14 protein-coding genes are annotated in these 21,354 nt (G+C 70.4%); 10 read left to right on the top strand and 4 right to left on the bottom strand.

The window, feature by feature from the left end; genetic code table 11:
• Positions 1–11: 11 nt before the first annotated feature.
• A complete protein-coding gene (locus tag RT282_RS01625; protein ID WP_313311391.1) occupies positions 12–2,156 on the bottom strand; it encodes a TonB-dependent copper receptor in 2,145 nt (714 codons plus the stop codon).
• 122 nt (positions 2,157–2,278) lie between these two features.
• Positions 2,279–2,680, bottom strand: coding sequence for a DUF2946 family protein (locus RT282_RS01620; protein ID WP_313311389.1), 402 nt, complete (start codon positions 2,678–2,680; stop codon positions 2,279–2,281).
• Between the two features lie 82 nt (positions 2,681–2,762).
• On the opposite strand from RT282_RS01620, the gene RT282_RS01615 reads away from it, so the two are divergent.
• From RT282_RS01615 to RT282_RS01570, 10 genes are all read left to right on the top strand, one after another.
• Entirely contained in the window at positions 2,763–3,266 is a 504-nt protein-coding gene (locus RT282_RS01615; protein ID WP_313311387.1) for an NUDIX hydrolase, read from the top strand.
• Positions 3,267–3,312: 46 nt separating this feature from the next.
• Positions 3,313–4,437 carry a tRNA 2-thiouridine(34) synthase MnmA gene (mnmA, locus tag RT282_RS01610; protein ID WP_313311386.1) on the top strand — a complete coding sequence of 375 codons (1,125 nt, stop codon included), beginning with the start codon at positions 3,313–3,315 and terminating at the stop codon, positions 4,435–4,437.
• Between the two features lie 232 nt (positions 4,438–4,669).
• Complete coding sequence (locus RT282_RS01605; protein ID WP_312758647.1) at positions 4,670–6,331, top strand: L-lactate permease; 1,662 nt, start codon at positions 4,670–4,672, stop codon at positions 6,329–6,331.
• Between the two features lie 244 nt (positions 6,332–6,575).
• Positions 6,576–7,025: a cellulose biosynthesis protein BcsD gene (gene bcsD / locus RT282_RS01600; RefSeq protein WP_313311384.1), complete on the top strand. Its 450-nt coding sequence runs from the start codon at positions 6,576–6,578 to the stop codon at positions 7,023–7,025.
• 20 nt (positions 7,026–7,045) lie between these two features.
• Complete coding sequence (bcsP, locus tag RT282_RS01595; protein WP_313311383.1) at positions 7,046–7,636, top strand: cellulose biosynthesis protein BcsP; 591 nt, start codon at positions 7,046–7,048, stop codon at positions 7,634–7,636.
• On the top strand, positions 7,633–8,415 hold the full coding sequence (bcsQ, locus tag RT282_RS01590; RefSeq protein ID WP_313311382.1) for a cellulose biosynthesis protein BcsQ: 783 nt from the start codon (positions 7,633–7,635) through the stop codon (positions 8,413–8,415). Before bcsP ends, bcsQ begins: the two co-directional genes overlap by 4 nt.
• Before the next feature lie 2 nt (positions 8,416–8,417).
• Positions 8,418–10,628, top strand: coding sequence for a UDP-forming cellulose synthase catalytic subunit (gene bcsA, locus RT282_RS01585; RefSeq protein WP_313079054.1), 2,211 nt, complete (start codon positions 8,418–8,420; stop codon positions 10,626–10,628).
• A 17-nt stretch (positions 10,629–10,645) separates the two neighbouring features.
• On the top strand, positions 10,646–12,949 hold the full coding sequence (bcsB, locus tag RT282_RS01580; RefSeq protein ID WP_313311379.1) for a cellulose biosynthesis cyclic di-GMP-binding regulatory protein BcsB: 2,304 nt from the start codon (positions 10,646–10,648) through the stop codon (positions 12,947–12,949).
• A gap of 115 nt (positions 12,950–13,064) precedes the next feature.
• Positions 13,065–14,297, top strand: a complete 1,233-nt coding sequence (gene bcsZ / locus RT282_RS01575; protein WP_313311378.1) for a cellulose synthase complex periplasmic endoglucanase BcsZ — start codon at positions 13,065–13,067, stop codon at positions 14,295–14,297.
• Entirely contained in the window at positions 14,261–18,556 is a 4,296-nt protein-coding gene (locus RT282_RS01570) for a cellulose synthase subunit BcsC-related outer membrane protein (RefSeq protein WP_313311377.1), read from the top strand. The genes bcsZ and RT282_RS01570 overlap by 37 nt, the downstream gene beginning before the upstream one ends.
• Positions 18,557–18,724: 168 nt before the next feature.
• Here RT282_RS01570 and RT282_RS01565 read toward each other — a convergent pair whose 3' ends face one another.
• Entirely contained in the window at positions 18,725–20,386 is a 1,662-nt protein-coding gene (locus RT282_RS01565) for a hypothetical protein (RefSeq protein WP_313311375.1), read from the bottom strand.
• 145 nt (positions 20,387–20,531) lie between these two features.
• The gene (locus RT282_RS01560) at positions 20,532–21,284 is read right to left on the bottom strand and encodes a 5'-methylthioadenosine/adenosylhomocysteine nucleosidase (protein ID WP_313311374.1); all 753 of its coding nucleotides are present in this window, start codon (positions 21,282–21,284) and stop codon (positions 20,532–20,534) included.
• Between the last annotated feature and the right edge of the window lie 70 nt (positions 21,285–21,354).

Here is a 21,354-nt window from a genome sequence, read left to right as displayed (position 1 = left end):
CACTGGCGGTGTCAGAACCGCACGTCCGCCCGCAGCCACAGGGTGCGGCCGGGCTCGTTCAGGCGCGTGCCGCCGGGGTAGCCGAAGCCGGCGTTGCCCGCCAGGTTCAGGTGCTCGGCATAGGTCTTGTCCAGCAGGTTGTCCACGCCGGCCGCCAGCTGCAGCTGGCCGTTGGCCCGCCAGCCGGCGTGCAGCGACAGCACGCCAAAGCCGCCGCTGGCGCCCAGGTCGCGGCCGACCACGTTGCCCTGGCCCGGCGCGATGCGCCGCTGCGCGGCCACCAGGCGCCACAGGCCGCCGGCGCTCCAGGCGCCCTGCGCCCACTCCAGGCCCAGGCGCGCCTCCAGCGGCGGCATCTGCGGCAGCGGGCGGCCGTCGCTGGCGTTGCGGCCCCAGGCGTAGGCCAGCGTGCCCTGCGCCGTCCACTGGGGCCCCAGGCGGCGGCTGGCGCCCAGCTCCACGCCGGCCACGCGTGCGCGGACGTTGCGCACCGCCGAGCGCATGGCGTCGTAGTCGAACAGGATGTAGTCGCGCACCACGCCGGCGTAGGCCGAGCTCCAGAGCTGCCACTGCGCGTCCTGCCAGCGCGCGCCCACGTCCAGCTGCGTGGTCTTTTCCGGGCGCAGCGTGGCAAAGGCGTTGCCGCTACCGGCGGCGCTGTTGCCCGGGGAAATGAGCTCCCAGTAGTCGGGAAAGCGCTGCACGTGGCCCAGGCCAGCGTGCACCGAGGCGCCCGCGTCCAGCGTGCGCTCCCAGCGCACGAAACCGCTGGGCAGGGCGCGGTGCAGGCGGTGGTCATCGGCGGGCGCGGACATGGCGGCGCTGCCCATGCCGCCCATGCCACCCATTCCACCGCCCATGCCGCCTTCCGGGGCGGGATAGCGCCAGGCCTGGGCGCGGTCCAGGCGCAGGCCGCCGACCCAGCGCGTGTCCGGGCGCGCCTGCCAGGTGCCTTCGGCGAACACGCCCAGGTTCTCGAAGCGCGCGTCGCGCCGCCAAGGCTGGTCGCGGTAAGGCCGGGTGGGCGTGCCGCTGCGCTGGGCGTGCGGGCTGTGCAACGCATCCAGGCCGAGGACGACCTGCCAGTCGGGCTGCCACTGCAGCGTGGCGGCCACGCGGGCGCTGGTGGTCTCGCGCAGCACGTTGCTGGCCATGGGCATGTACATGCCGCCGCCGGGGCTAAAGCGGCGCAGCGTGAAGTTGTCCATGACGTGGTCGGCCCGGTTGCGCTGCACCTGCGCCTCCAGCTTGGACAGCCAGGGCGCCAGGTTGCGCTGCTCCAGGCGCAGGCCCCAGGTGTCGCGGCGGAACTGGGTGCCGTCCATGCCGCGCCCGCCGTAGCGCGCCTCGCCGTCGCCGGCGCCGGCGCTCAGCTCCAGCAGCGTATCGGCACCGGGCGTCCAGCCCAGGGCCACGTCGGTGTTCCACTTGTCCCAGGCCGAGGGCACCTGCCGGCCATCGCCGTCCCGGTAGTCGTGCCCGTGCGAGCGGTTGGCCGTCGCGCGCACGTAGACCTGGGCGTTGCCGGCGGTGAAGTCGGCCGTCTGGTCGTTGCGCCCGGCGCTGGCGGCCAGGGCGCTGGCGGCAAAGCGCACGCCCGGCTCGGTGAAGTCGGGGCGCTCGCGCTCGAAGCGCACTACGCCGGCCGACGCGCCCGGGCCCCACAGCACGGTCTGCGGGCCCTTGGTCACGATCAGCGCATCGAAGGTTTCCGGCGAGATGTAGGAGCTGGGCGAGTCCATGCGCGCCGGGCACGCGCCCAACAGCTGCGCGCCGTCGGTCAGCAGCGGCAGGCGCGAGCCGAACTGGCCGCGCAGCACCGGGTCGCTGTTGGAGCCGCCGCTGCGGATGGCGCTGAAGCCCGGGATGGTCTTGAGGTAGTCGGCCGCGTCGCTGGCCGGCATGGGTTGGCGCGGCTGCTTGGGGTCGGCCACGATCTGCGCGGGCGAATGCTCGTGCACGGCGGTAACGACCACGGGGCGCAGCGCACCCGCGGCGTCGGCCGGGTCGACATCGTCCGCCCGCGCGGGGCCGGCCGCCAGCAGCGCGCAGGCCAGAGCGCAGGCGGTGGGGGCGTAAAGAAGAGGGGCGCTGACCGGGCGGGTCGGCAGGACAGCGCCGTGCAGAGCAGGCGCGGGGATAAGGTGTGCAGTCATGGCAGGAAAAGGGATGCGGCAACCACGCCCGCGCCGCCAGGCCAAAAGCGCGGGCTGGCGGGACACGGGCACAAAAGAAGGCAGGCGGCGCGGCCGGGGCAGGCCCGGCGCGGCCGCGTCGGTCAGGCGTGGAAGGCAGGCGGGGGCCCGCGCGCGGGCAGGGGCGCCTGGGCGCGCCAGGCCGGCGTCTTCGCCATGCGGCCGGTGGGCACCCGGAGGGTCTGCGGCGCCGGCGGGCGCAAGGCCGCCAGCACCAGGGCCGGCGGCGTGCCCAGGGCCAGGCACAGCAGGCATTGCGGATCGGCGTGGTGGTTGTCGTGTGCGCCGGGGGCGGGCTGCGGTGCGCCCGCCAGGCCGCCGTGCTGCGGCGCGGCCGAGCACACCTCGTGCAGGGGGTCGATGTGCGACGCAGAAAGCGCCTGACGCACCTGCGCGCCGGCCAGCAGCGCCACCAGCCAGGCGAGCGCCACCAGCATGAGCACCACGGTGCCCAGGCGTCGGTGGTGGCGGATGCGCTCCAGCATGGGAGCGACATTATCCAGAGGTCCCCCCGTCCGGGCTTGACGCAGCGCAGGCAGCACACCGGCTGGCGATAATCGGCCCATCATGCCCCACCGCTGGAAACCCAACGTCACCGTGGCCGCCGTCATCGAGCAGGGCGGCCGCTTCCTGCTGGTCGAGGAGAACACGACCGACGGACTGAAGCTGAACAACCCGGCCGGCCACCTGGACCCGGGCGAGTCGCCCCAGGAGGCCTGCGCGCGCGAGGTGCTGGAGGAGACGGCGCACGACTTCGTGCCCGAGGCGCTGATCGGCGTGTACCTCAACCGCTTCGTCAAGACGCGCACCGGCGACGACCTGACCTACATGCGCTTCGCCTTCGCCGGCCGCCTGGGTGCACACCATGCCTGGCGCGCGCTGGACGAGGGCATCGTGCGCACGGTGTGGATGACGGCCGACGAGATCCGCGCCTGCCCCGAGCGCCACAGGAGCCCGCTGGTGCTGCGCACGCTGCAGGACTACCTGGACGGCCAGCGCCACCCGCTGTCGCTGGTGCACACCGACCCCTCCGTGCTGCAGGTGGGCGACGTGGCCGCGCACGCCTCCTGACCGGGCGCGCACGCGGGTTTAGGGGCGGCGGGATAATCCCGCCCCTATGTCGAGCAGCAAGCAGCGTGTGGTGGTGGGCCTGTCGGGCGGGGTGGATTCGGCCGTCACGGCCCATCTGCTGAAAGCCCAGGGCCACGAGGTGGTCGCCATCTTCATGAAGAACTGGGAGGATGACGACGACAGCGAATACTGCTCGTCGCGTCAGGACTTCCTGGACGCCGCCAGCGTGGCCGACGTGCTGGGCATCGAGATCGAGCACGTGAACTTCGCCGCCGAGTACAAGGACCGGGTGTTTGCGGAGTTCCTGCGCGAATACCAGGCCGGGCGCACGCCCAACCCGGACGTGCTGTGCAACGCCGAGATCAAGTTCAAGGCCTTCCTGGACCACGCAATGCGTCTAGGGGCCGAGAAGATCGCCACCGGCCACTACGCCCGCGTGCGCCTGAATCCCTCCACCGGCCTGCACGAGCTGCTCAAGGGGCTGGACCCGTCCAAAGACCAGAGCTATTTTTTGCACCGGCTGAACCAGGCCCAGCTGGCACGCACGCTGTTCCCCGTGGGCGAGCTGCACAAGAGCGAGGTGCGCCGCATCGCCGAGGAAATCGGCCTGCCCAACGCGAAAAAGAAGGACTCCACCGGCATCTGCTTCATCGGCGAGCGGCCGTTCCGCGAATTCCTGAACCGCTACATCAGCCATGCGCCCGGTCCCATCCTGGACGACCGGGGCCGCAAGCTGGGCCGCCACGTGGGCCTGTCCTTCTACACCCTGGGCCAGCGCCAGGGCCTGGGGATCGGCGGGGTGAAGGAAAAAGGCGCGCAGCGCGGCGGCGGCGAGCACGCACCCTGGTTCGTCGCCCGCAAGGAGCTGGACACCAACACTCTGCGCGTGGTGCAGGGCCACGACCACCCGTGGCTGCTGTCGCACCGCCTGCTGGCCCAGGACGCCAGCTGGATTGCCGGCCACCCGCCCCCGGCCGGCGCCTGCGCGGCCAAGACGCGCTACCGCCAGGCCGACGCCGCCTGCAGCGTGCAGCAGGCGGACGCGCAGGGCTTTGCGCTGCACTTTGCGCAGGCGCAGTGGGCCGTCACGCCGGGCCAGTCGGCCGTGCTGTATGACGGCCCGGTGTGCCTGGGCGGCGGCGTGATCGCCGCGACCGATCCGCCGGGCTGAACCCCGCCACCCTCGGGCCAGAGGCGCCTGGGGTAGTAAAAACCGCAACGTGCGCTGCGCCCCGGCGGGCATGAAAATGCTTCAGCGGTGGACGCAGCAATTTTCACGCTGCGCCACCGCCAGCTCCCTAGAGTCTCAACCCGCGCGCAGACGGGCGGCCGGCCATGCCGGCGGTGCGTTGCGCGCTTTTTTTGGTTCCGCTTCATCCGCACAACGACAGGGGACAAGGTCTATGGCCTGGCAGCAAATCTACGACCCGTTCGGCAATATGGTCATCTCCACCGCTCTGGCTGCCGTGCCAGTGGTGGTCATGCTCGCAGCGCTGGGCTTCTTCCACATCAAGGCGCACATCGCCGCCGGCATGGGCCTCATCGCAGCCCTCCTGGTGGCCATCTTTGCCTACGGCATGCCGGCCGACATGGCCGGCCGAGCGGCGTTGTTCGGCGGCTTCACCGGCCTGCTGCCCATCGGCTGGATCGTGCTGAACATCATCTTTTTGCACCAGCTCACCGAGCAAAACGGCAGCTTCGCCGTGCTGCAGGATTCGCTGTCGGGCATCACCGAGGACCGGCGCATCCAGCTGCTCTTGATCGCGTTTTGCTTCGGCGCGTTCTTTGAAGGCGCGGCCGGCTTTGGCACGCCGGTAGCCGTGACGGCCGCCATCCTGATCGGCCTGGGCTTTTCGCCGCTGGCCGCCTCGGGCCTGTCGCTGATCGCCAACACGGCGCCCGTGGCCTTCGGCGCCCTGGGCACCCCGGTGATCACGCTGGCCAAGGTGCACGGCTACGACCTGATGGAAGTGACGGCCATGATCGGCCGCCAGCTGCCGTTTTTCTCGCTGCTGGTGCCCTTCTGGCTGATCTGGGCCTTCGCCGGCCGCAAGGGCATGATGGAAATCTGGCCCGCCATCCTGGTGACGGGCGTGTCGTTCGCCATCCCGCAGTACTTGGTGTCCAACTTCATCGGCCCGGAGCTGGTGGACATCATCGCCGCCATCATCTCCATGGCCTGCCTGGTGGCCTTCCTGCGCGTCTGGAAGCCCAAGACCGTCTGGACCTCGGCCTCGCTGCGCGGCCACGACGTGAGCGCCGCCGAGGCCAAGCCGGCCAAGCCCGTCACGCACCACAGCACGCAGGCCCTGGTGGCCGCCTGGACGCCCTGGGTCATCCTGTCGGTGTTCGTCTTCATCTGGGGCCTGCCCTCGGTCAAGGCCTGGCTGAACGGCATCTTCGCACCCGCCTTCCCCATGGAAGGCCTGCACAACATGATCGAGAAGGTGCCGCCCGTGGTCACCCAGCCCACCAAGGAAGGCGCGGTCTACACGCTGAACCTGCTGTCGGCCACCGGCACGGGCATCCTGCTGTCGGCCATCGTCAGCGCGCTGGTCATGAAGTACAACCCCGTTGCCATCGTGCGCACCTTCTTCCGCACGGTGTGGCTGGTGAAGTATTCGCTGCTGACCATCGTGCTGATGCTGGCACTGGGCACGCTGACGCGCTATTCCGGCACCGACACCACACTGGGCCTGGCCTTCGCCAATACCGGCGTGCTCTACCCATTTTTCGGTACCCTGATGGGCTGGCTGGGCGTGGCACTGACGGGCTCGGACACGGCTTCGAACGTGCTGTTCGGTGGCATGCAGAAGGTGGCGGCCGAGCAACTGCATCTGTCGCCCAACCTGATGGGCGCGGCCAACAGCTCGGGCGGCGTGATGGGCAAGATGATCGATGCGCAGTCCATCGTGGTGGCCTCCACCGCCACGCGTTGGTTCAACCACGAGGGCGACATCCTGCGCTACGTGTTCTTCCACTCCATCGCACTGGCCTGCCTGGTGGGTCTGTACGTCACGCTGCAGGCGTATGTCTGGCCGTTCTCGCTGATGGTGGTCCACTGAACGCGGCTTTCACCACAAGCTGAGCAGACAACAGGCGCCTTCGGGCGCCTGTTGTGTTTTTGGGTCTGTGCGGCAAAAAACCAAGACAGTTTGGGTCTGAATAGAAAAAAACTATTTTGTTACTTAGTTGTTTAACTTAAAGTAATTAGAAACACAGGTGCTCCATCCATAGGACGCATCTCTTTAGCCGCACGCGCCCGTCATGAATCCTCCGTCTCCCTTCGCGGGTGAGCAGGCCAGCCTCATGGAACCTGCCCATATCCACCGCCTTCAATGCTCCCGCCAGTGGCGTGGCTTCCTCGCAGCGCTGGCGCAAGAGTTTGTCTCGGCCCTGCCCCCCGAGGAATTGGCCACCCTCATGGCACGCATCGGCACCCGTTTCGCCGTGGCGCACCCGCTGCCCAACAGCGACACCGTGCGGGGACTTCAGGACGCAATGAACGGCATCTGGGATCCGCTCGACTGGGGCAGAGCCGAACTGGGACAGAACCCCGCGGGCATGGAAGTGGTCCACCATTTTTCCCCGCTGGTGGCCGCGTTTGGCGACACGCATGCGGCCTGGGCCACGGGGTTCCTGAAAGGGGTGTACCAGCAATGGTTCGATGCAGCGGGCGGATCCGGTCTGCGGGTGGAAGTCACCACAGCGGCGGATGCGCTGGGATCGGCTCGCCTGCACCTGGCTGCCGCTGCGTGACCGCAAGGAAAGAACATCGCATGCAGCAGCCCGACGACATTGCGCACCTATATCAGGAGTTTGGCGGCCAGCCGGAGACCTACCGCGAAATCACCCGTGCGCGCGATGCCCACCAGGCACGCGAGCGCTGGCCTTTGATCGCGGCCCTGGGCGATCTGTCGGCCGGCGTGCCTCCGGTGCACCCGCAGGAGTCCGCCACCCAGCCGGGCCATGCTTGGCGCGCCGGCCTGATGCCAGCGCCGGAGCCCGTGGTCCCGCCGCAAGGCGGGCCCGTGGAGCCTACCGACCCCTTGCCTGGTGTGGTGCCTGCGACGCCGCCTGTCGCGGCCAGCCCTGTATCCATGCCGGCAGCGGCCTGGGGTGCGGCACCCGCGGTGCCTGTGGCCGCTCCCATGCCGTCCGCCGCGCCCGCAGCCCTGGCGCCGGTGCTTTCATCGGCACCTGCACAGCCTGCCGCCGTCGCCGCGCCCTCCCCGGCCAGCGGCACCCTCCATAGCCCCTCGCCGCTGTCGCGCCTCGCGCGCCCGCCCGCCGAGCCCGAGCCCGAGCCCGAGCCGGTAGGCCTGCAGCAAACCTTCGCCCGACTGCTGCGCATGAGAAACCGTCCATGAAGATTTTGACCATCGCATCGGCCAAGGGCGGCGTCGGCAAGACCACCGTGACCGAGAACCTGGCGGTGGCCCTGGCGCGCAAGACCGGCCGCACCGTGCTCGCCGTGGACCTGGACCCGCAGAACGCCCTGGCCCTGCACCTGGGCCTGGGCCCGCAGGAGCTGCGCGGGCTGTCACGCGCAAGCCTTGCAGGCCAGGACTGGCGCGGCGCCTGCTTTGAGCGCGAGCCAGGCGTGTACGTGCTGCCCTTCGGCGCCCTCACCGAGCACGACCTGGCGGCGCTCGAGGCGCAGATCGCAGCCCGCCCGCGCTGGCTCATCGAGCACCTGCAGGCGCTACAGCTGCCGGACAACGCCCTGGTGCTTCTGGACACCCCCCCTGGGCCGTCGATGTATGGCCGCCAGGCATTGAGCATCGCCCACTGGGTGCTGGTGGTGATGCTCGCGGACGCGGCCTCCTACGCCACCCTGCCGCTCATGCAACGGCTGGTGCAGACGCACTGCGCGCCGCGCGCCGACTTCGCGGACACGCTTTATCTGCTCAACCAGGTGAATTCCGCGCGCCAGCTCTCGCAGGACATCCTGCGCGTTCTGCGCGACGCCGTGGCCCCCCGCTTTGCAGGCGCCATCCATGCCGACGAGGGCGTGCCCGAAGCGCTGGCGATGGGCCTGAGCGTGCTCGACCACGCGCCGCACAGCCAGGCCAGCCACGACATCCTGGCATGCGCTGCCGCGCTGGCCGCGCGCATGGGCGCCCTGCCGCTCGGCCTGGAGGCATAGACATGGCGACCGACCACAAGACCGTTGCCGACGTCATTGCGGACCGCAATCCGCACAGCTTCCAGGCGCGCTGGCGCATGCGCGTGCGGCGCATCGCCGACCAGCCCCTGTGGCACCACCGCCTGGTGCGGCTGGCCGTGGTGCTGAGCTCGGCGCTGCTGTTCGCCATTGTGGTGAGCGTGCCGCTGGACCTCACGGGGCAGCTGGTCTTCTCCGCCGGCAGCTTCGCCGCGGCGCTGCTGCTGTCGCGCACGCCGGGGCGCCTGAGCACGCTGGCCATGATCGTGCTGTCGATCACGGCGTCCACGCGCTACATGTACTGGCGCGTGACCGACACAGTGGGCTTCACCCACTGGCTCGACGCCTGCTTCGGCTTTGGCCTGCTGCTGGCCGAGCTCTATGCCTTCCTGGTGCTGCTGATCGGCTACTTCCAGACCGCCTGGCCGCTGCAACGCCGCCCGGTGCCCATGCCGCCGGAGGTGGACTCCTGGCCCAGCGTGGACGTGTTCATCCCCACCTACAACGAGCCGCTGGAGGTGGTCAAGCAGACCGTGTTCTCGGCCATGCAGATGGACTGGCCCGCCGACCGGCTGCACGTGTACGTGCTCGACGACGGCCGCCGCGATGAATTCCGCGACTTCTGCCAGGAGCTTGGCGTGGGTTACCTCACGCGTAGCGACAACGCCCACGCCAAGGCCGGCAACATCAACGCCGCGCTGGGCGTGACGGATTCGGAATACGTCGCCATCTTCGACTGCGACCACATACCCACGCGCTCCTTCCTGCAGATCTGCATGGGCTGGTTCGTACGCGACAGCAAGCTGGCGATGCTGCAGACGCCGCACCACTTCTTCTCACCCGACCCGTTCGAGAAGAACCTGGACACCTTCCACGCCATGCCCAACGAGGGCGAGCTGTTCTACGGCATCGTGCAGGACGGCAACGACCTGTGGAACGCCGCCTTTTTCTGCGGCTCGTGCGCCGTGATCAAGCGCGCGCCGCTGCTGGAGATCGGCGGCGTGGCCGTGGAGACCGTGACCGAGGACGCACACACCGCGTTGAAGCTGAGCCGGCGCGGCTACAACACGGCCTATCTGGAGTTGCCCCAGGCCGCCGGCCTGGCCACGGAGAGCCTCTCCGCCCACGTGGGCCAGCGCATCCGCTGGGCGCGCGGCATGGCGCAGATCTGCCGCGTGGACAACCCGCTGTTCGGGCCCGGCCTCAAGCTGGGCCAGCGCCTGTGCTACTTCAACGCCATGCTGCACTTCTTCTACGGACTGCCGCGGCTGGTGTTCCTCACGGCGCCGCTGGCCTACCTGTTCTTCAGTGCCCACGTGTTCCAGGCCACGGCGGCCCTGATCACGGCCTACGCCCTGCCCCATCTGATGCACGCCAGCATCACCAACTCGCGTATTCAGGGGCGCTTTCGCTACTCGTTTTGGAACGAGGTCTACGAGTCGGTGCTGGCCTGGTACATCATGCGTCCCGTGCTCGTGGCCTTCGTCAATCCCAAGCTGGGCAAGTTCAACGTGACGGCCAAGGGCGGGGTGATCGAGCAGTCCTACTTCGACTGGTCCATCGCGCGGCCCTACCTCATCCTGCTGATCCTCAACCTGCTGGGCTTTGCCGTGGGCCTCTGGCGCCTGGTGGCGGTGGGCCCCTCGTCCGAGGTGTTCACCACGCTGGTCATCAACATGGTCTGGACCGCTTACAACATCATCCTGACCAGTGCCAGTCTGGCCGTGGCCAGCGAGACCCGCCAGGTGCGCAGCACCCCGCGCGTGACCGCGGCGCTGCCGGCGGCGCTGCGCTTTGCCGACGGCAAGACCCTGGTGTGCGAGACCGATGACTTTTCCCAGAGCGGCGTGGGCCTGCGCGTGCCGCCGGGCCTGCGGCTGGAGCCGGGCAGCAGCGTGGAGGTTTCGCTATTCCGCTCCGACGAGGAAGGCACCTTCCCCGCGCAGGTCACCTTCAGCGGCGACGGCCGCGTGGGCCTGCAGTTCGAAGACTTGACCCTGCACCAGCAGGCCGACCTGGCGCGCCTGACCTTCGCGCGCGCCGACGCCTGGATCGACTTCTGGGGCAACCGCCAGCACGACAAACCCCTAACCTCGCTCAAGAGCGTCATGGTGATCGGCCTGCGCGGCCTGGGCCAGGTGGCCGCCAATACGCTGAACATCCTGCGCGGACGGCGCGAAGTGGTGTCCAAGTAACGCAATCGAAGACCAGCATGACCGAGACAATCCGCAACCCCGGGCGCATGGCGCCTGTCCTTGCCGCCATGGCGCTGCTGTCGGCGCCGCTGGGCGGCGCTGGCGGCGCCATGGCTCAGCCGTCCGCGGCCATAGCCCCGGCCGAGGCACCGGCCGCCGCAGGGCGCAGCTACCAGGTGACGTTCCGCCAGCTGGGCGCGCTGTTTCCGCTGCAGCTGCGCGGGGTGCAGGGAACGGGCGGGGTGCAATTCGGCGTGCGCGGCGACGAAGTGGTCACCCGTGCGCGCCTGTACCTCAATTACGCCTATTCGCCCGCGCTGCTGCCCGACATCTCGCACCTGCGCGTGCTGGTCAACGAGCAGGTCGTCGCCACCCTGCCCGTGCCCAACGAGCAGGGCGGACAGGCGCTGCAGAAGGTGATCGACATCCCGACGCGGCTGATCGGCGAGTTCAATCGCCTGAACGTCGAGCTGATCGGCCACTACACCATGGACTGCGAAGACCCGGCGCACACCAGCCTGTGGGCCAACGTGGGCAACGACAGCCGGCTGGAGCTGTCGGTGGAGCCGCTGGCGCTGTCCAACGATCTCGCCTTCCTGCCCGAGCCCTTCTTCGACCGCCGCGACTCGCGCCCGCTGCACCTGCCCATCGTGTTCACGCGCGCGCCCGATGCCGCGCAGCTGGAGGCCGCGGGCACCCTCTCTTCGTGGTTCGGTGCGCTGGCGGGCTTTCGCGGCGCGACCTTTCCCGCGTCTGTAGGGCAGCTGCCGCCCAAGGGCCATGCCGTGGTGCTGGCGCTGGGTGACGAGGCCGTGCCGGGCGTGAGCCTGCCGCGCACGAGCGGCCCCTCCGTCACCATGGCCAGCCACCCAAGCGATCCGGCCGCCAAGCTGCTCATCATCAGCGGCCGCGACGCGGCCGAGCTCAAGCGCGCCGCCACGGCACTGTCCGTCGGCGCGCCGGCGCTCTCGGGCCCCACGGCCACGATTGCCGAGTTCAAGCAGATCGCGGAGCGCAAGCCCTACGACGCGCCGAACTGGCTGTCCAAGGACCGTCCGGTCAAGTTCGGCGAGCTGGCGCAGGCCGACATGCTCGGCGTGTCGGGCTATTCGCCCGACCTCATCCGCGTGAACTTCCAGGTGCCGCCCGACCTGTTTGCCTGGCGCAAGCAAGACATCCCGGTGCACCTGAAGTACCGCTACACGCCGCAAAACGGGGCCGAGAAGTCCACGCTGAACATCAACGTCAACGAGCAGTTCCTGCGCGCGCTGCCGCTGCGCGCGGCCGATTACACCCCGCCGAGCCGGACGCAGAGCTGGCTCGAACGAATGCTGCCCGCAGCCCAGCTCGCCTCGGGCGACCTGCTGCCGGCGCAGGACTTCTTCCGCGTGCCGCTGTTCAAGCTGCCCGCGCGCAGCCAGCTGCAGTTCCACTACTACCACGAGATCAAGAAGGAAGGCGCCTGCAAGGACGTGCTGCTGGACAACGTGCGCGGCACCGTGGAGCCCGACTCCACCATCGACATCACGGGCTTCTCGCACTTCCTGGCCATGCCCGACCTGGCGGCCTTCGGCAACAGCGGCTTTCCGTTCAGCCGCCTGGCGGATCTGTCGGAATCGGCCGTGGTGCTGCCGCCCAAGCCCGAGCCGGGCGACCTGAGCGCCTATCTGTCGCTGATGGGCCTGCTGGGCAACGTCACCGGCTACCCCGCGCACGCGGTCACCGTGGCACTGGGCAGCGGCCCGCTGGACGCGCTGGCGGACAAGGACCTGCTGGTCATCGCCAGCGGCGCCAATTCGCCCCTGCTGCAGCAGTGGGCCGAGCACCTGCCGTTCAGCCTGACGGCCGATGCCAAGGGCTTTCGCCTGTCTGACTACGCCTCGCGCCTGCTCACCTGGTGGGACCCGGACCAGCGCGACCGCGCCCGGCCCGGACGCAACGCCATCACCTTCACCAGCGCCAGCACCGACGCGGTCATCGCGGGCTTCGAATCCCCCCTGCGCAGCGGGCGCAGCGTGGTCATGCTGGCCAGCAACCAGGCGCAGGGCCTGCAGCAAGCCATCACGGCGCTGCTCACACCCGACCTGCTCAAGCACATCCAGGGCAGCGCGGCGGTGGTGCACGGCGAGCAGGTGGACAGCCTGGTGGCCGAGCAGACCTACTACGTCGGCCAGCTGAACCCCGTCACCCGCGTACAGTGGTGGCTCTCGCGCCACCCGCTGGCCCTGGTCGTGCTAGGCGTGGCGGCGGCAGCCCTCATCGCCTTCATGCTCTACATCATGCTGCGCGCCCGCGCGCGCGCCCGCCTGCAAAAGAGCTGAGGACATGCAAAAAAAGTAGCAGCTTGCGCTTGCTGTTAAAGGTTTTCAGATAGTTTTTCCACTGAAACCCTTGTGCAGCAAGCGCTGAAAGCTCCTATTTTGGAAGCAAATACGCATGCCAACCGCCCTTCGCCCCATTGACCGCCCCCGCAGCCCGCGTGCAGTGCTGTTCGCGCTGTGTCTGTGGGGCGCGCTGCTACCGCCCGCGCTGGCGCAGAGCGCCTGCCCCGCCGCCGCCTGGCCGCTGTGGGACCAGTTCGTGCAGCGCTTCGTGCAGGCCGACGGGCGGGTCATCGACTACGCCACGGCCCAGCAGCACTCCACGTCCGAGGGCCAGTCCTACGCCATGTTTTTCGCCCTCGTGGCGCGCGACCGTGCGCGCTTCGACAAGCTCTGGGCCTGGAGCGTCGCCAATCTGGCCGGCGGCGACATCGGCGCGCGCCTGCCCGCCTGGCAATGGGGTCGCCAGCCGGACGGCAGCTGGGGCGTGCTGGACCCCAACCCCGCCTCCGACGCCAACCTCTGGTTTACCTACGCGCTGGCCGAGGCCGGCCGCGTGTGGCGCGAGCCGCGCTACACCGCCCAGGCGCGCACGCTGCTGGCGCAGGTCGCCGCCCTGGAAGTGGCCGACGTGCCCGGTCTGGGCCCTACGTTGCTGCCGGCCTCCAAGGGCTTTGCGCTGAGCGGCTCGGGCAGCCGCACCTGGCGGCTCAACCCCAGCTACCTGCCCGTACCTCTGCTGCGTGCTTTCGAGCGGCTGGACACCCCGGGCCCCTGGAAGGCCGTCGGGGCCAGCTTCCAGCGCGTCCTGGAGGGCACCACACCCAAGGGCTTCGCCGCCGACTGGGTGGCCTACGAGGTGCCCGAGGGCGCGGCCCGCGGCGCCTTTGTGCGCGACGCCGAGAAGGGCGATGTAGGCAGCTACGACGCCATCCGCACCTACCTCTGGGCCGGCATGACGCCGCGCTCGGACCCGCTCGCGCCCCTGCTGCGCCGTCGCCTGGACGGCATGGCCGGTGCGCTGCGCAGCGCCGCCGTGCCCCCCGAGAAGGTGCAGACCGCCACCGGCCAAGCCGAGGGCCAGGGGCCCGTGGGCTTTTCCGCCGCGCTGCTGCCCTACCTGCGCACGCTGGACGCCGGGGCCGCGCTCAAGGCCCAGCAGGAGCGTGTGCGCACGCTGCTGCTGGAGGCGCCGCCCGGCGGGCAGCCACCGTATTACGACCAAGTCCTCGGCCTCTTCGGCACGGGCTGGATGGAACAACGCTACCAATTCCTGCCCTCGGGCAGGCTGCAATTACGCTGGGAAAAGGCATGTCCGCACCAAAGCGCCCCCACCACCACACCCTGATCCTGGGGCTAATCGCCTCGCTCGGCAGCCTGGCCACACCGGCCTACGCCCAAGACGCCGCCACCAAGACCCTCATCGAGCAGGGCCAGTACTGGCAGTCGCGCGGCGACACCCAGCGCGCCGTCGACAGCTGGCAAAAACTCCTGCGCGTGGACCCCAATCAGCCTGACGCCCTCTACGGCATGGGCCGCGCACAGCTGCAGGAGCAGCGCCTGGACGAGGCCCAGCGCTCGCTGGATCAGCTGCGCCGCGCCCACCCCGGCCACCGCCTGGTGGAAAGGCTGCAGCAGGATATCGGCGTGCAGCGCAACAGCGCCCAGGTGCAGCAGGCGCGCGACCTGGCCCGCGCCGGCCAGGCCGAGCAAGCGATAGGCAGCTACCAGGCGGCCCTGGGCAACCAGGCGCCCACCGGCCCGCTGGCGCTGGAGTACTACCAAACGCTGGGCGGCACCTCTGGCGGCTGGGATGAGGCCCGCCGCGGCCTGGAGCGGCTGGCACGCCAATCGCCCGACGATGCCAAGATCTCCCTGGCCCTGGCCCAGCACCTCACCTACCGCGAAGCCACGCGGCGCGAGGGCATCTCCCAGCTCGCCCGCCTGGCGGGCCACCCGGAAGTTGGCAAGGCCGCCACCGACAGCTGGCGCAAGGCCCTGGCCTGGACGGGCAGCCGCGCGGCCGACATTCCGCTCTACCAGGCCTTCCTGCGCGCGTATCCGGGCGACGAAGCCATGCAGGCCCGGTTGCGCGAGATTGAGGCGCGCCAGCGCACCGCCCGTGCCGGTGCCGCCGCCGCACGCGACCCGCTGCGCCAGCGCAGCACCGACGGCTTCAAGGCGCTGGAAGACGGTGACCTGGAAGCCGCCGAGGCCGAATTTCGCAGCGTGCTCGAAACCCGGCCCAACGACGGCGACGCGCTCGGCGGCATGGGAGTACTGCGCCTGCGCCAGGAAGAGTTCGCCCAGGCGCGCAGCTATCTGGAGCGCGCCACGCGCCAGGGCTCACCCGCGCGCTGGAAGCAGGCGCTGGACAGCGCCACCTACTGGACGCTGATCGAGCAGGCCCGCGCCGCGCGCGACGCCGGTGACTTGGGCAACGCGCGCCAGCTGCTGGACCAAGCCGTGCGCCTGGACGCCCGCGAAGTCACCGCCGAGAACGACCTGGCCGACGTGCTGGCCGAGCTGGGCCAGCTCGAAGCCGCCGAGGCCGCCTACCGCCGCGTGCTGGCGCGCCAGGCCGACAACCCGGACGCGATCCGTGGCCTGGTGGGCGTGCTGTCGCAGACCGGCAAGGCGGCCGAGGCACTGAAACTGGTCGAGCAGCTCACGCCCAGCCAGCAGGAAAAGGTGGGCGCCCTGGGCCGCCTGCGCGCTACGCAGGCCCTGGGCCTGGCCCGAGCCGCCGCCGAACGCGGCGACGACCATGCCGCGCGCACCGCACTGGAAGACGCGTTGCTCAACGACCCCGGCAACCCCTGGGTGCGGCTGGACCTGGCGCGTCTGTACCTGAAGATGGGCGCCACCAGCGAGGCGCGCGGCGTGATGGACGGGCTGCTGGTGTCCAACCCGCACATGCCCGAAGCGCTGTACGCCAGCGCGCTACTCGCATCCGAAGCGCGTGACTGGAAGGGTGCGCTGGCCACGCTGGAGCGCATCCCCGAGAAGAACCGCACGCGCGACATTGCGGCGCTGCAAAAGCGGGTCTGGGTGCACGTGCAGGCCGATGCCGCCGCCGCGCTGGGCCGCGAGGGCCGCGTGCAGCAGGCCCAGTCCGTGCTGACCCAGGCCGAGCCCTTCGTGGGGCAGGACCCGGAGCTGCTGGGCACCGTGGCCCTGGCCTATGCCGATGCGGGCGACCCCAACCGCGCGCTGGCCATGGTGCGCGAGATGCTGGCGCGCACGCCGCGCCCCGACACCGGGCTGCGCCTGCAGTACGCCGCGGCGCTGCTCAAGACGCACCAGGACGTGGAGCTGGCCGGCATCTTGCGCCAGCTGCAGGACACGCCCATGTCCGCGCAGGAGCGGCGCGGCTACGAGGACATCCGCGTGGGCTACATCCTGCGCCAGGCCGATGCGCTGCGCGCCAGCGGCGACCTGGCCAGCGCCTATGACACTCTGGCGCCGCTGCTGGCCGAGCGCCCGAACGACCCCGAGGTGGTCGGGGCGCTGGCCCGCATGTACGGTGACCACGGCGACCATGCGCAGGCCATGCAGCTCTACCACCGCCTGCTGGAAAAGGACCCGCGCAACCTCCAGCTGCTGCTGCCGGTGGCCGCCGCGGCGACGGCCACCAAGGATTACGCCTATGCGGAATCAGCCATCCAGGTCGCGCTGCAACTGGCCCCGCAGGACCCCGAAGTGCTGACTGCTGCCGGGCGCCTGTACCGCGCCAGGGGCCAGGCCACCAAGGCCGGCCAGTACTTCGCGGCCGCCGTCGAGGCCGAGAACCGCCAGCGTGCGGTGCTGCTGGGGGCCGCGGGTCAGCAAGGCACTTCGGGCTGGAACGCGGCAGCGCCGGGCGGCAACCCCTTCCGCCGCACAGCTGGGCTGGCCAACTGGGGCGCACGCACGCCCTTCCCCACTGCCGTGCCCCCTGCCGGCGCGCCCCTGAGCTACGCCGCGGCGCAGCCCCTGGCCGCCGGGCCGCAGCCCTATATTCCCCAGCCCGCCGGGGCGGCGCGCTTCCCCATGGCCGCGCCCGCCGCCGTGCCTCTGGCTACGCCTACCAGCTATTACGCCGCTGCGGCGGCCCCTGCAGCACCGGCGGCCGCCACGCCGCCCCGGCCCAGCGGCGGCCGCACGGCGGCCAAGTCGGCCTCATCGCAGACACACACCGCATTGCCGGCCGCCCCTGCCAGCGCTGTGCAGATGCCTGCCGCGCCCGCCGGCTACGTGGCCCCGTCGGCCGCGCCGGGTGCCCTGTATGTGCCCCAGCCCGCTACCGGCTATGTGACGCCCCAGGCTGCCTATGCCGCCTCCGCGCCAGCGGCGCCCGCGCCCTCGCTGTGGGCCGCCGCGCCCCAGGCGCCGGGCACGGTGCCCCAGGCTGCCCGCCCACGCACCGCGCTCGACGAGCTGTCCGAGCTGCAGGAAGGTCGTACGCCCATGCTGTCGGTCGGCGTGGTGGGCCGCGCGCGCCAGGGCGAGGCCGGCATGAGCCGCCTGACCGATCTGCAGGCGCCGGTGGAGCTGAAATTCGGCGCCGGCGACGGCACGATGACCCTGCGCGCCACGCCCACGGGCGTGAGCTCCGGCACCCCCGACACCAGCTACGGCACGCTGAGCCGCTTCGGCGCCGGCCCGGCCACGGCACTGGACATGCCGCTGCGCTCGCCGGGCTCGCAAAACGGCAACGGCCTGGGCCTGGGCATCGGCTACGAAACGGCCAACCTTGCGGTGGACGTCGGCACGCTGCCGCTGGGCTTTGGCCAGAACGACATCATGGGCGGCGTGCGCTACCGCATGGGGCTGGGCGAGCAAGCCAGCCTGACGGGCGAGCTCTCGCGCCGCCCGGTGACCGACAGCGCCCTGTCCTTTGCCGGCGCGCGCGACGCGCGCACGGGCGAGCGCTGGGGCACGGTGTCGGCCAACGGCGGCCGGCTGGACCTAACCTGGGACGACGGCAGCTTCGGCGCCTATGCCGTCGGCGCGCTGCACAGCCTGCAGGGCCACAACGTGCAGTCCAACTACCGCGCCGAGCTGGGCGGTGGCATGTACTGGCGCGTGCACCGCTCCAGCGACGCGGCGTTCACCGCCGGGCTGAACTTCACGGGCCTGAGCTACGACAAGAACCTGCGCTACTTCACCTATGGCCATGGCGGCTACTTCAGCCCGCAGCAGTTCCTGGCCATGAGCGTGCCCTTTGACTGGGCGCAGCGCAGTGGGCGCCTGAGCTACCAGATCAAGGGGGCGCTGGGCGTGCAGTACTTCAAGGAAGACGCGGCGCCGTACTTTCCCACCAGCCGCTCGCGCCAGAGCGCCGCCGCCCAGGCCGCCAGCGACGCCGAGGCCTTCGGCGAGGTCGGCGCCAACACCACCGCCATCTACCCCGGCCAGAGCAAGACCGGCCTGGGCTACAACCTGGGGCTGGCCCTGGAGTACCAGCTGCACCCGCAGCTGTTCATCGGCAGCCACCTGTCGCTGGACAACGCGCGCAACTACCGCCAGTTCACGGGCGGGCTGTACCTGCGCTATGCGCTGCAGCCCTACACCGGGCGCCAGGCATTGCCGGTGAGCCCGCTGAAGTCGCCGTACGCGTTCTGACGGCAGGCCCGCCCAGCAAAAAATCCCCCGCATGCGGGGGATTTTTGTGGTCAGCCAGGCCTGTAAGCACTACTAAAAAGTGAGCTGCCAGCGCTTGCCCAGCAAGCGCCAAAGGCAGTTTTCATGCCCAACGGTGGTGCGCGGCGTCGCGCACGCCGCCGGGCCTTCTCAGCGCTTGTTGCCCACGAACACCGTGTGGGCCCGCTGGCCCGAGCTGCTTTCGCCCGCCGCGAGGATGCGCAGGCCGGCCACGGCGCCATTGGCGCTGAACAGGGCCGAGGCGGCGCCCGACTGCGAGGGACCGGTCGACAGTTCGCAATCGATGGAGTTGGAAGGCACCATGGGCCCATCCAGGTAGCCGAACGCCTCCACCCGGTACAGGTTCCTGCTCCGGTCCCCCAGGTCCACCAGCTTGCCCACGATCAGGCAGCCGTTGCTGGTTTCCCCGGTGATGGAGCCATCGGCGGCGACCTCCATGTCCACGGTGTGGCCGCCAAAGCCCACGCCGGGCATGCGGTAGCTGCCCACGATCGTGCCGATGCTCGCCGTGCTGCCGGCGGGCAGCGTGTAGAGCGCGTCCGGCTCCAGGACAAGCTGCGTGGGATAGCCGCCCGGCTGCGTGGGGTAGCTGTAGCTGCCGGTGAGCCGGCTGGCCCCGCCGCCGGGGCCGGCCACGCCCTCGGCCACCAGCTCGACCTGCACCCCGCCGACATAGCTGCCGCTGCCGTTGAGCTGCCGGTCGAAGAAGGTGACGCTGTCGCGGTCCGAGACGAAACGGCTGGGCTGCGGGCTGCTGTCATAGGCGATCAGCTGGCCGTAGAGCGCGTTGTGGTTGAAGCTGCTGTTGGTGTACAGGAACAGCCCGCCGTCGGGCAGCACCGCGCCCCAGACCGACCGGTCGCCCGTGACACCGGCCGGCAGCGTCAGGGTGCCGGCCCAGTTGCCGACGACCGCCCCGCCGAACGGCAGCTTCGGCCCCTGGTCCGGGTCCTTCAAGCCGTTGAGCACGAAGGTGTTGTCCGAGCCGATGGAGTTGCGCGTGAAGACCCAGATGCCGTTGGGCACGTCGTTGGCGTCGAAGCGCAGCACCGCTACACCGGTCTGCTGCGAGCTGCGGTAGCCGCACGAGGTCTCGTCGCCGCTCAGATTCATGGTCACCGAGTACGCCGCCGAGTCCTGCGAGCGCGGCGCGGCCGTGCCCTGCACGTTGCAGCCGCCCACCCGGCCCGACAGCGTGCCGCGCTCGGTCACCGTCAGCACCCACTGGCCGCCGAACACACCGGAGCCGCGGTACGTGCCGGCGAGCAGGCCGGGGCGCGCGGGGTAGTTGTTGAGCTTGCTGTAGCTCAGCTTGAACGGGGTCGGCGTGCCCGTGGCCGCCGCCGTGTTGGCGGGGCTGGAATAGTTGCCGCTGATGGCCACGGTCTTGCCCGTGGCCGGGTCGGCGCTGGCCGTGCCGCGCAGCGTGAGGCCGCTGGCGAACTTGCCGTCCTGCACCGAGAAATAGGTGACCCCCGTGGCCTGCACGGCCGTCAGGTTGGCGCGCAGCAAGCCGTACAGGCCGTCGTAGCCGGCCGCGCCGGCCGCGCCGCGCGCCAGGTAGAACTCACCGCCCTTGCCGTCGGCGCCGCCATCGATGAAGCCCACCATGGTGCGCTGCGCCGTGCCCGTGCCGACCGTGCCCTCCCAGATGCCGGCCGGGTATTGCTGGGTGCCGACCGGGGCGCCCTCGTCGTCCCCGCCTCCGCCTCCCCCGCCGCAGGCCGACAGCAGCGCCGCGCAGGTCAGGGCCAGAAAGGACAGGGAGCGGGACAGGCGGATCAGGGACATGGCGGAGAAATTTGCGTCAGGAGGGATAAGCGCGGCAGGGCCGGGGCTTGCATTGCGGCGTCGGCAGATTATCCCTATTTCGTCCGGCCGGCCGATGGAGAAAAGCTTCTTTCGGCCCGCCGGGTGCGGCCCGGCAGCCGGCCTGTCACAGCAGCGCCAGCAGCTCCCGCACCACCCCGTCCGCATAGCGCCGCGCCACCTGCTCGACGAAGCGCGGGAAATCCACGTGGGCGCTGTCGTCCGCGCGGTCGGAGATGGTGCGCACGGCGGCAAACGGCAGGCCATAGTCACGGCAGACCTGCAGCACGGCGGCGCCCTCCATCTCCACGGCCAGAACGTTGTGGCCGGCGGCCAGCAGGTCGCCGCGCAGGCGCTGCGAGGCGCCGGCGGTGCTGACAAACTGGTCGCCGCTGGCGATCAGGCCCTGGTGCAGGCGTGGCGCATGGGGCGCAGGAAGATATTGGTCAAATTGGCCCCCAACCCTCTCCAGGTAAGCGCTGGCAGCTCTCATAAGAATAGCAGTCAGGTGCGCATCGCAGTCCATGCGCGGGCCGCCGTAGCCCGGCACCTCCCAGCGCGGGAAGATGGGGGAGGCGTCCATGTCGTGCTGCACATACTCCGCAGCGACCACCACGTCGCCCACCTGAACGCCCTCGCCTACGCCGCCGGCCACGCCGGTAAAGACCATGCGCCGCGCGCCGAAGCGCTCGGCCAGACTGGTCGCCGTGGTGGCGGCCGCCACCTTGCCGATGCCGCACAGGGCCAGCACCACATCGTGGCCGGACAGGCGCCCACGCCAGAAGGTGCGGCTGGCGTGCTCGACGCGCTCGGGGGCCTCGAGGGCCTGGACAAGGTCGCCCTGCTCTTCGGGCAGGGCGCTCAGGATGGCGATGGTCATGGCGTGGGGAAGTGAAAAGCCGAACCCCCGATGCTGCCAGCAAACCGATGGGCCGCAGGCCGGGCGAGCC

Source organism: Pulveribacter sp. (genome assembly GCF_032079985.1).
In the GTDB taxonomy this organism is placed as follows: Bacteria; Pseudomonadota; Gammaproteobacteria; order Burkholderiales; family Burkholderiaceae_C; genus Melaminivora.
Note: the sequence above shows the minus strand (reverse complement) of the source record. Positions and strands in the feature narration are given on the sequence as shown.

Excerpts from the sequence above, each read along its gene's own strand:
- RT282_RS01625 (WP_313311391.1), bottom strand. The coding sequence starts at position 2,156 with ATGACTGCACACCTTATCCCCGCGCCTGCTCTGCACGGCGCTGTCCTG.
- RT282_RS01620 (WP_313311389.1), bottom strand. The coding sequence starts at position 2,680 with ATGCTGGAGCGCATCCGCCACCACCGACGCCTGGGCACCGTGGTGCTC.
- RT282_RS01615 (WP_313311387.1), top strand. The coding sequence starts at position 2,763 with ATGCCCCACCGCTGGAAACCCAACGTCACCGTGGCCGCCGTCATCGAG.
- mnmA (WP_313311386.1), top strand. The coding sequence starts at position 3,313 with ATGTCGAGCAGCAAGCAGCGTGTGGTGGTGGGCCTGTCGGGCGGGGTG.
- RT282_RS01605 (WP_312758647.1), top strand. The coding sequence starts at position 4,670 with ATGGCCTGGCAGCAAATCTACGACCCGTTCGGCAATATGGTCATCTCC.
- bcsD (WP_313311384.1), top strand. The coding sequence starts at position 6,576 with ATGGAACCTGCCCATATCCACCGCCTTCAATGCTCCCGCCAGTGGCGT.
- bcsP (WP_313311383.1), top strand. The coding sequence starts at position 7,046 with ATGCAGCAGCCCGACGACATTGCGCACCTATATCAGGAGTTTGGCGGC.
- bcsQ (WP_313311382.1), top strand. The coding sequence starts at position 7,633 with ATGAAGATTTTGACCATCGCATCGGCCAAGGGCGGCGTCGGCAAGACC.
- bcsA (WP_313079054.1), top strand. The coding sequence starts at position 8,418 with ATGGCGACCGACCACAAGACCGTTGCCGACGTCATTGCGGACCGCAAT.
- bcsB (WP_313311379.1), top strand. The coding sequence starts at position 10,646 with ATGACCGAGACAATCCGCAACCCCGGGCGCATGGCGCCTGTCCTTGCC.
- bcsZ (WP_313311378.1), top strand. The coding sequence starts at position 13,065 with ATGCCAACCGCCCTTCGCCCCATTGACCGCCCCCGCAGCCCGCGTGCA.
- RT282_RS01570 (WP_313311377.1), top strand. The coding sequence starts at position 14,261 with ATGTCCGCACCAAAGCGCCCCCACCACCACACCCTGATCCTGGGGCTA.
- RT282_RS01565 (WP_313311375.1), bottom strand. The coding sequence starts at position 20,386 with ATGTCCCTGATCCGCCTGTCCCGCTCCCTGTCCTTTCTGGCCCTGACC.
- RT282_RS01560 (WP_313311374.1), bottom strand. The coding sequence starts at position 21,284 with ATGACCATCGCCATCCTGAGCGCCCTGCCCGAAGAGCAGGGCGACCTT.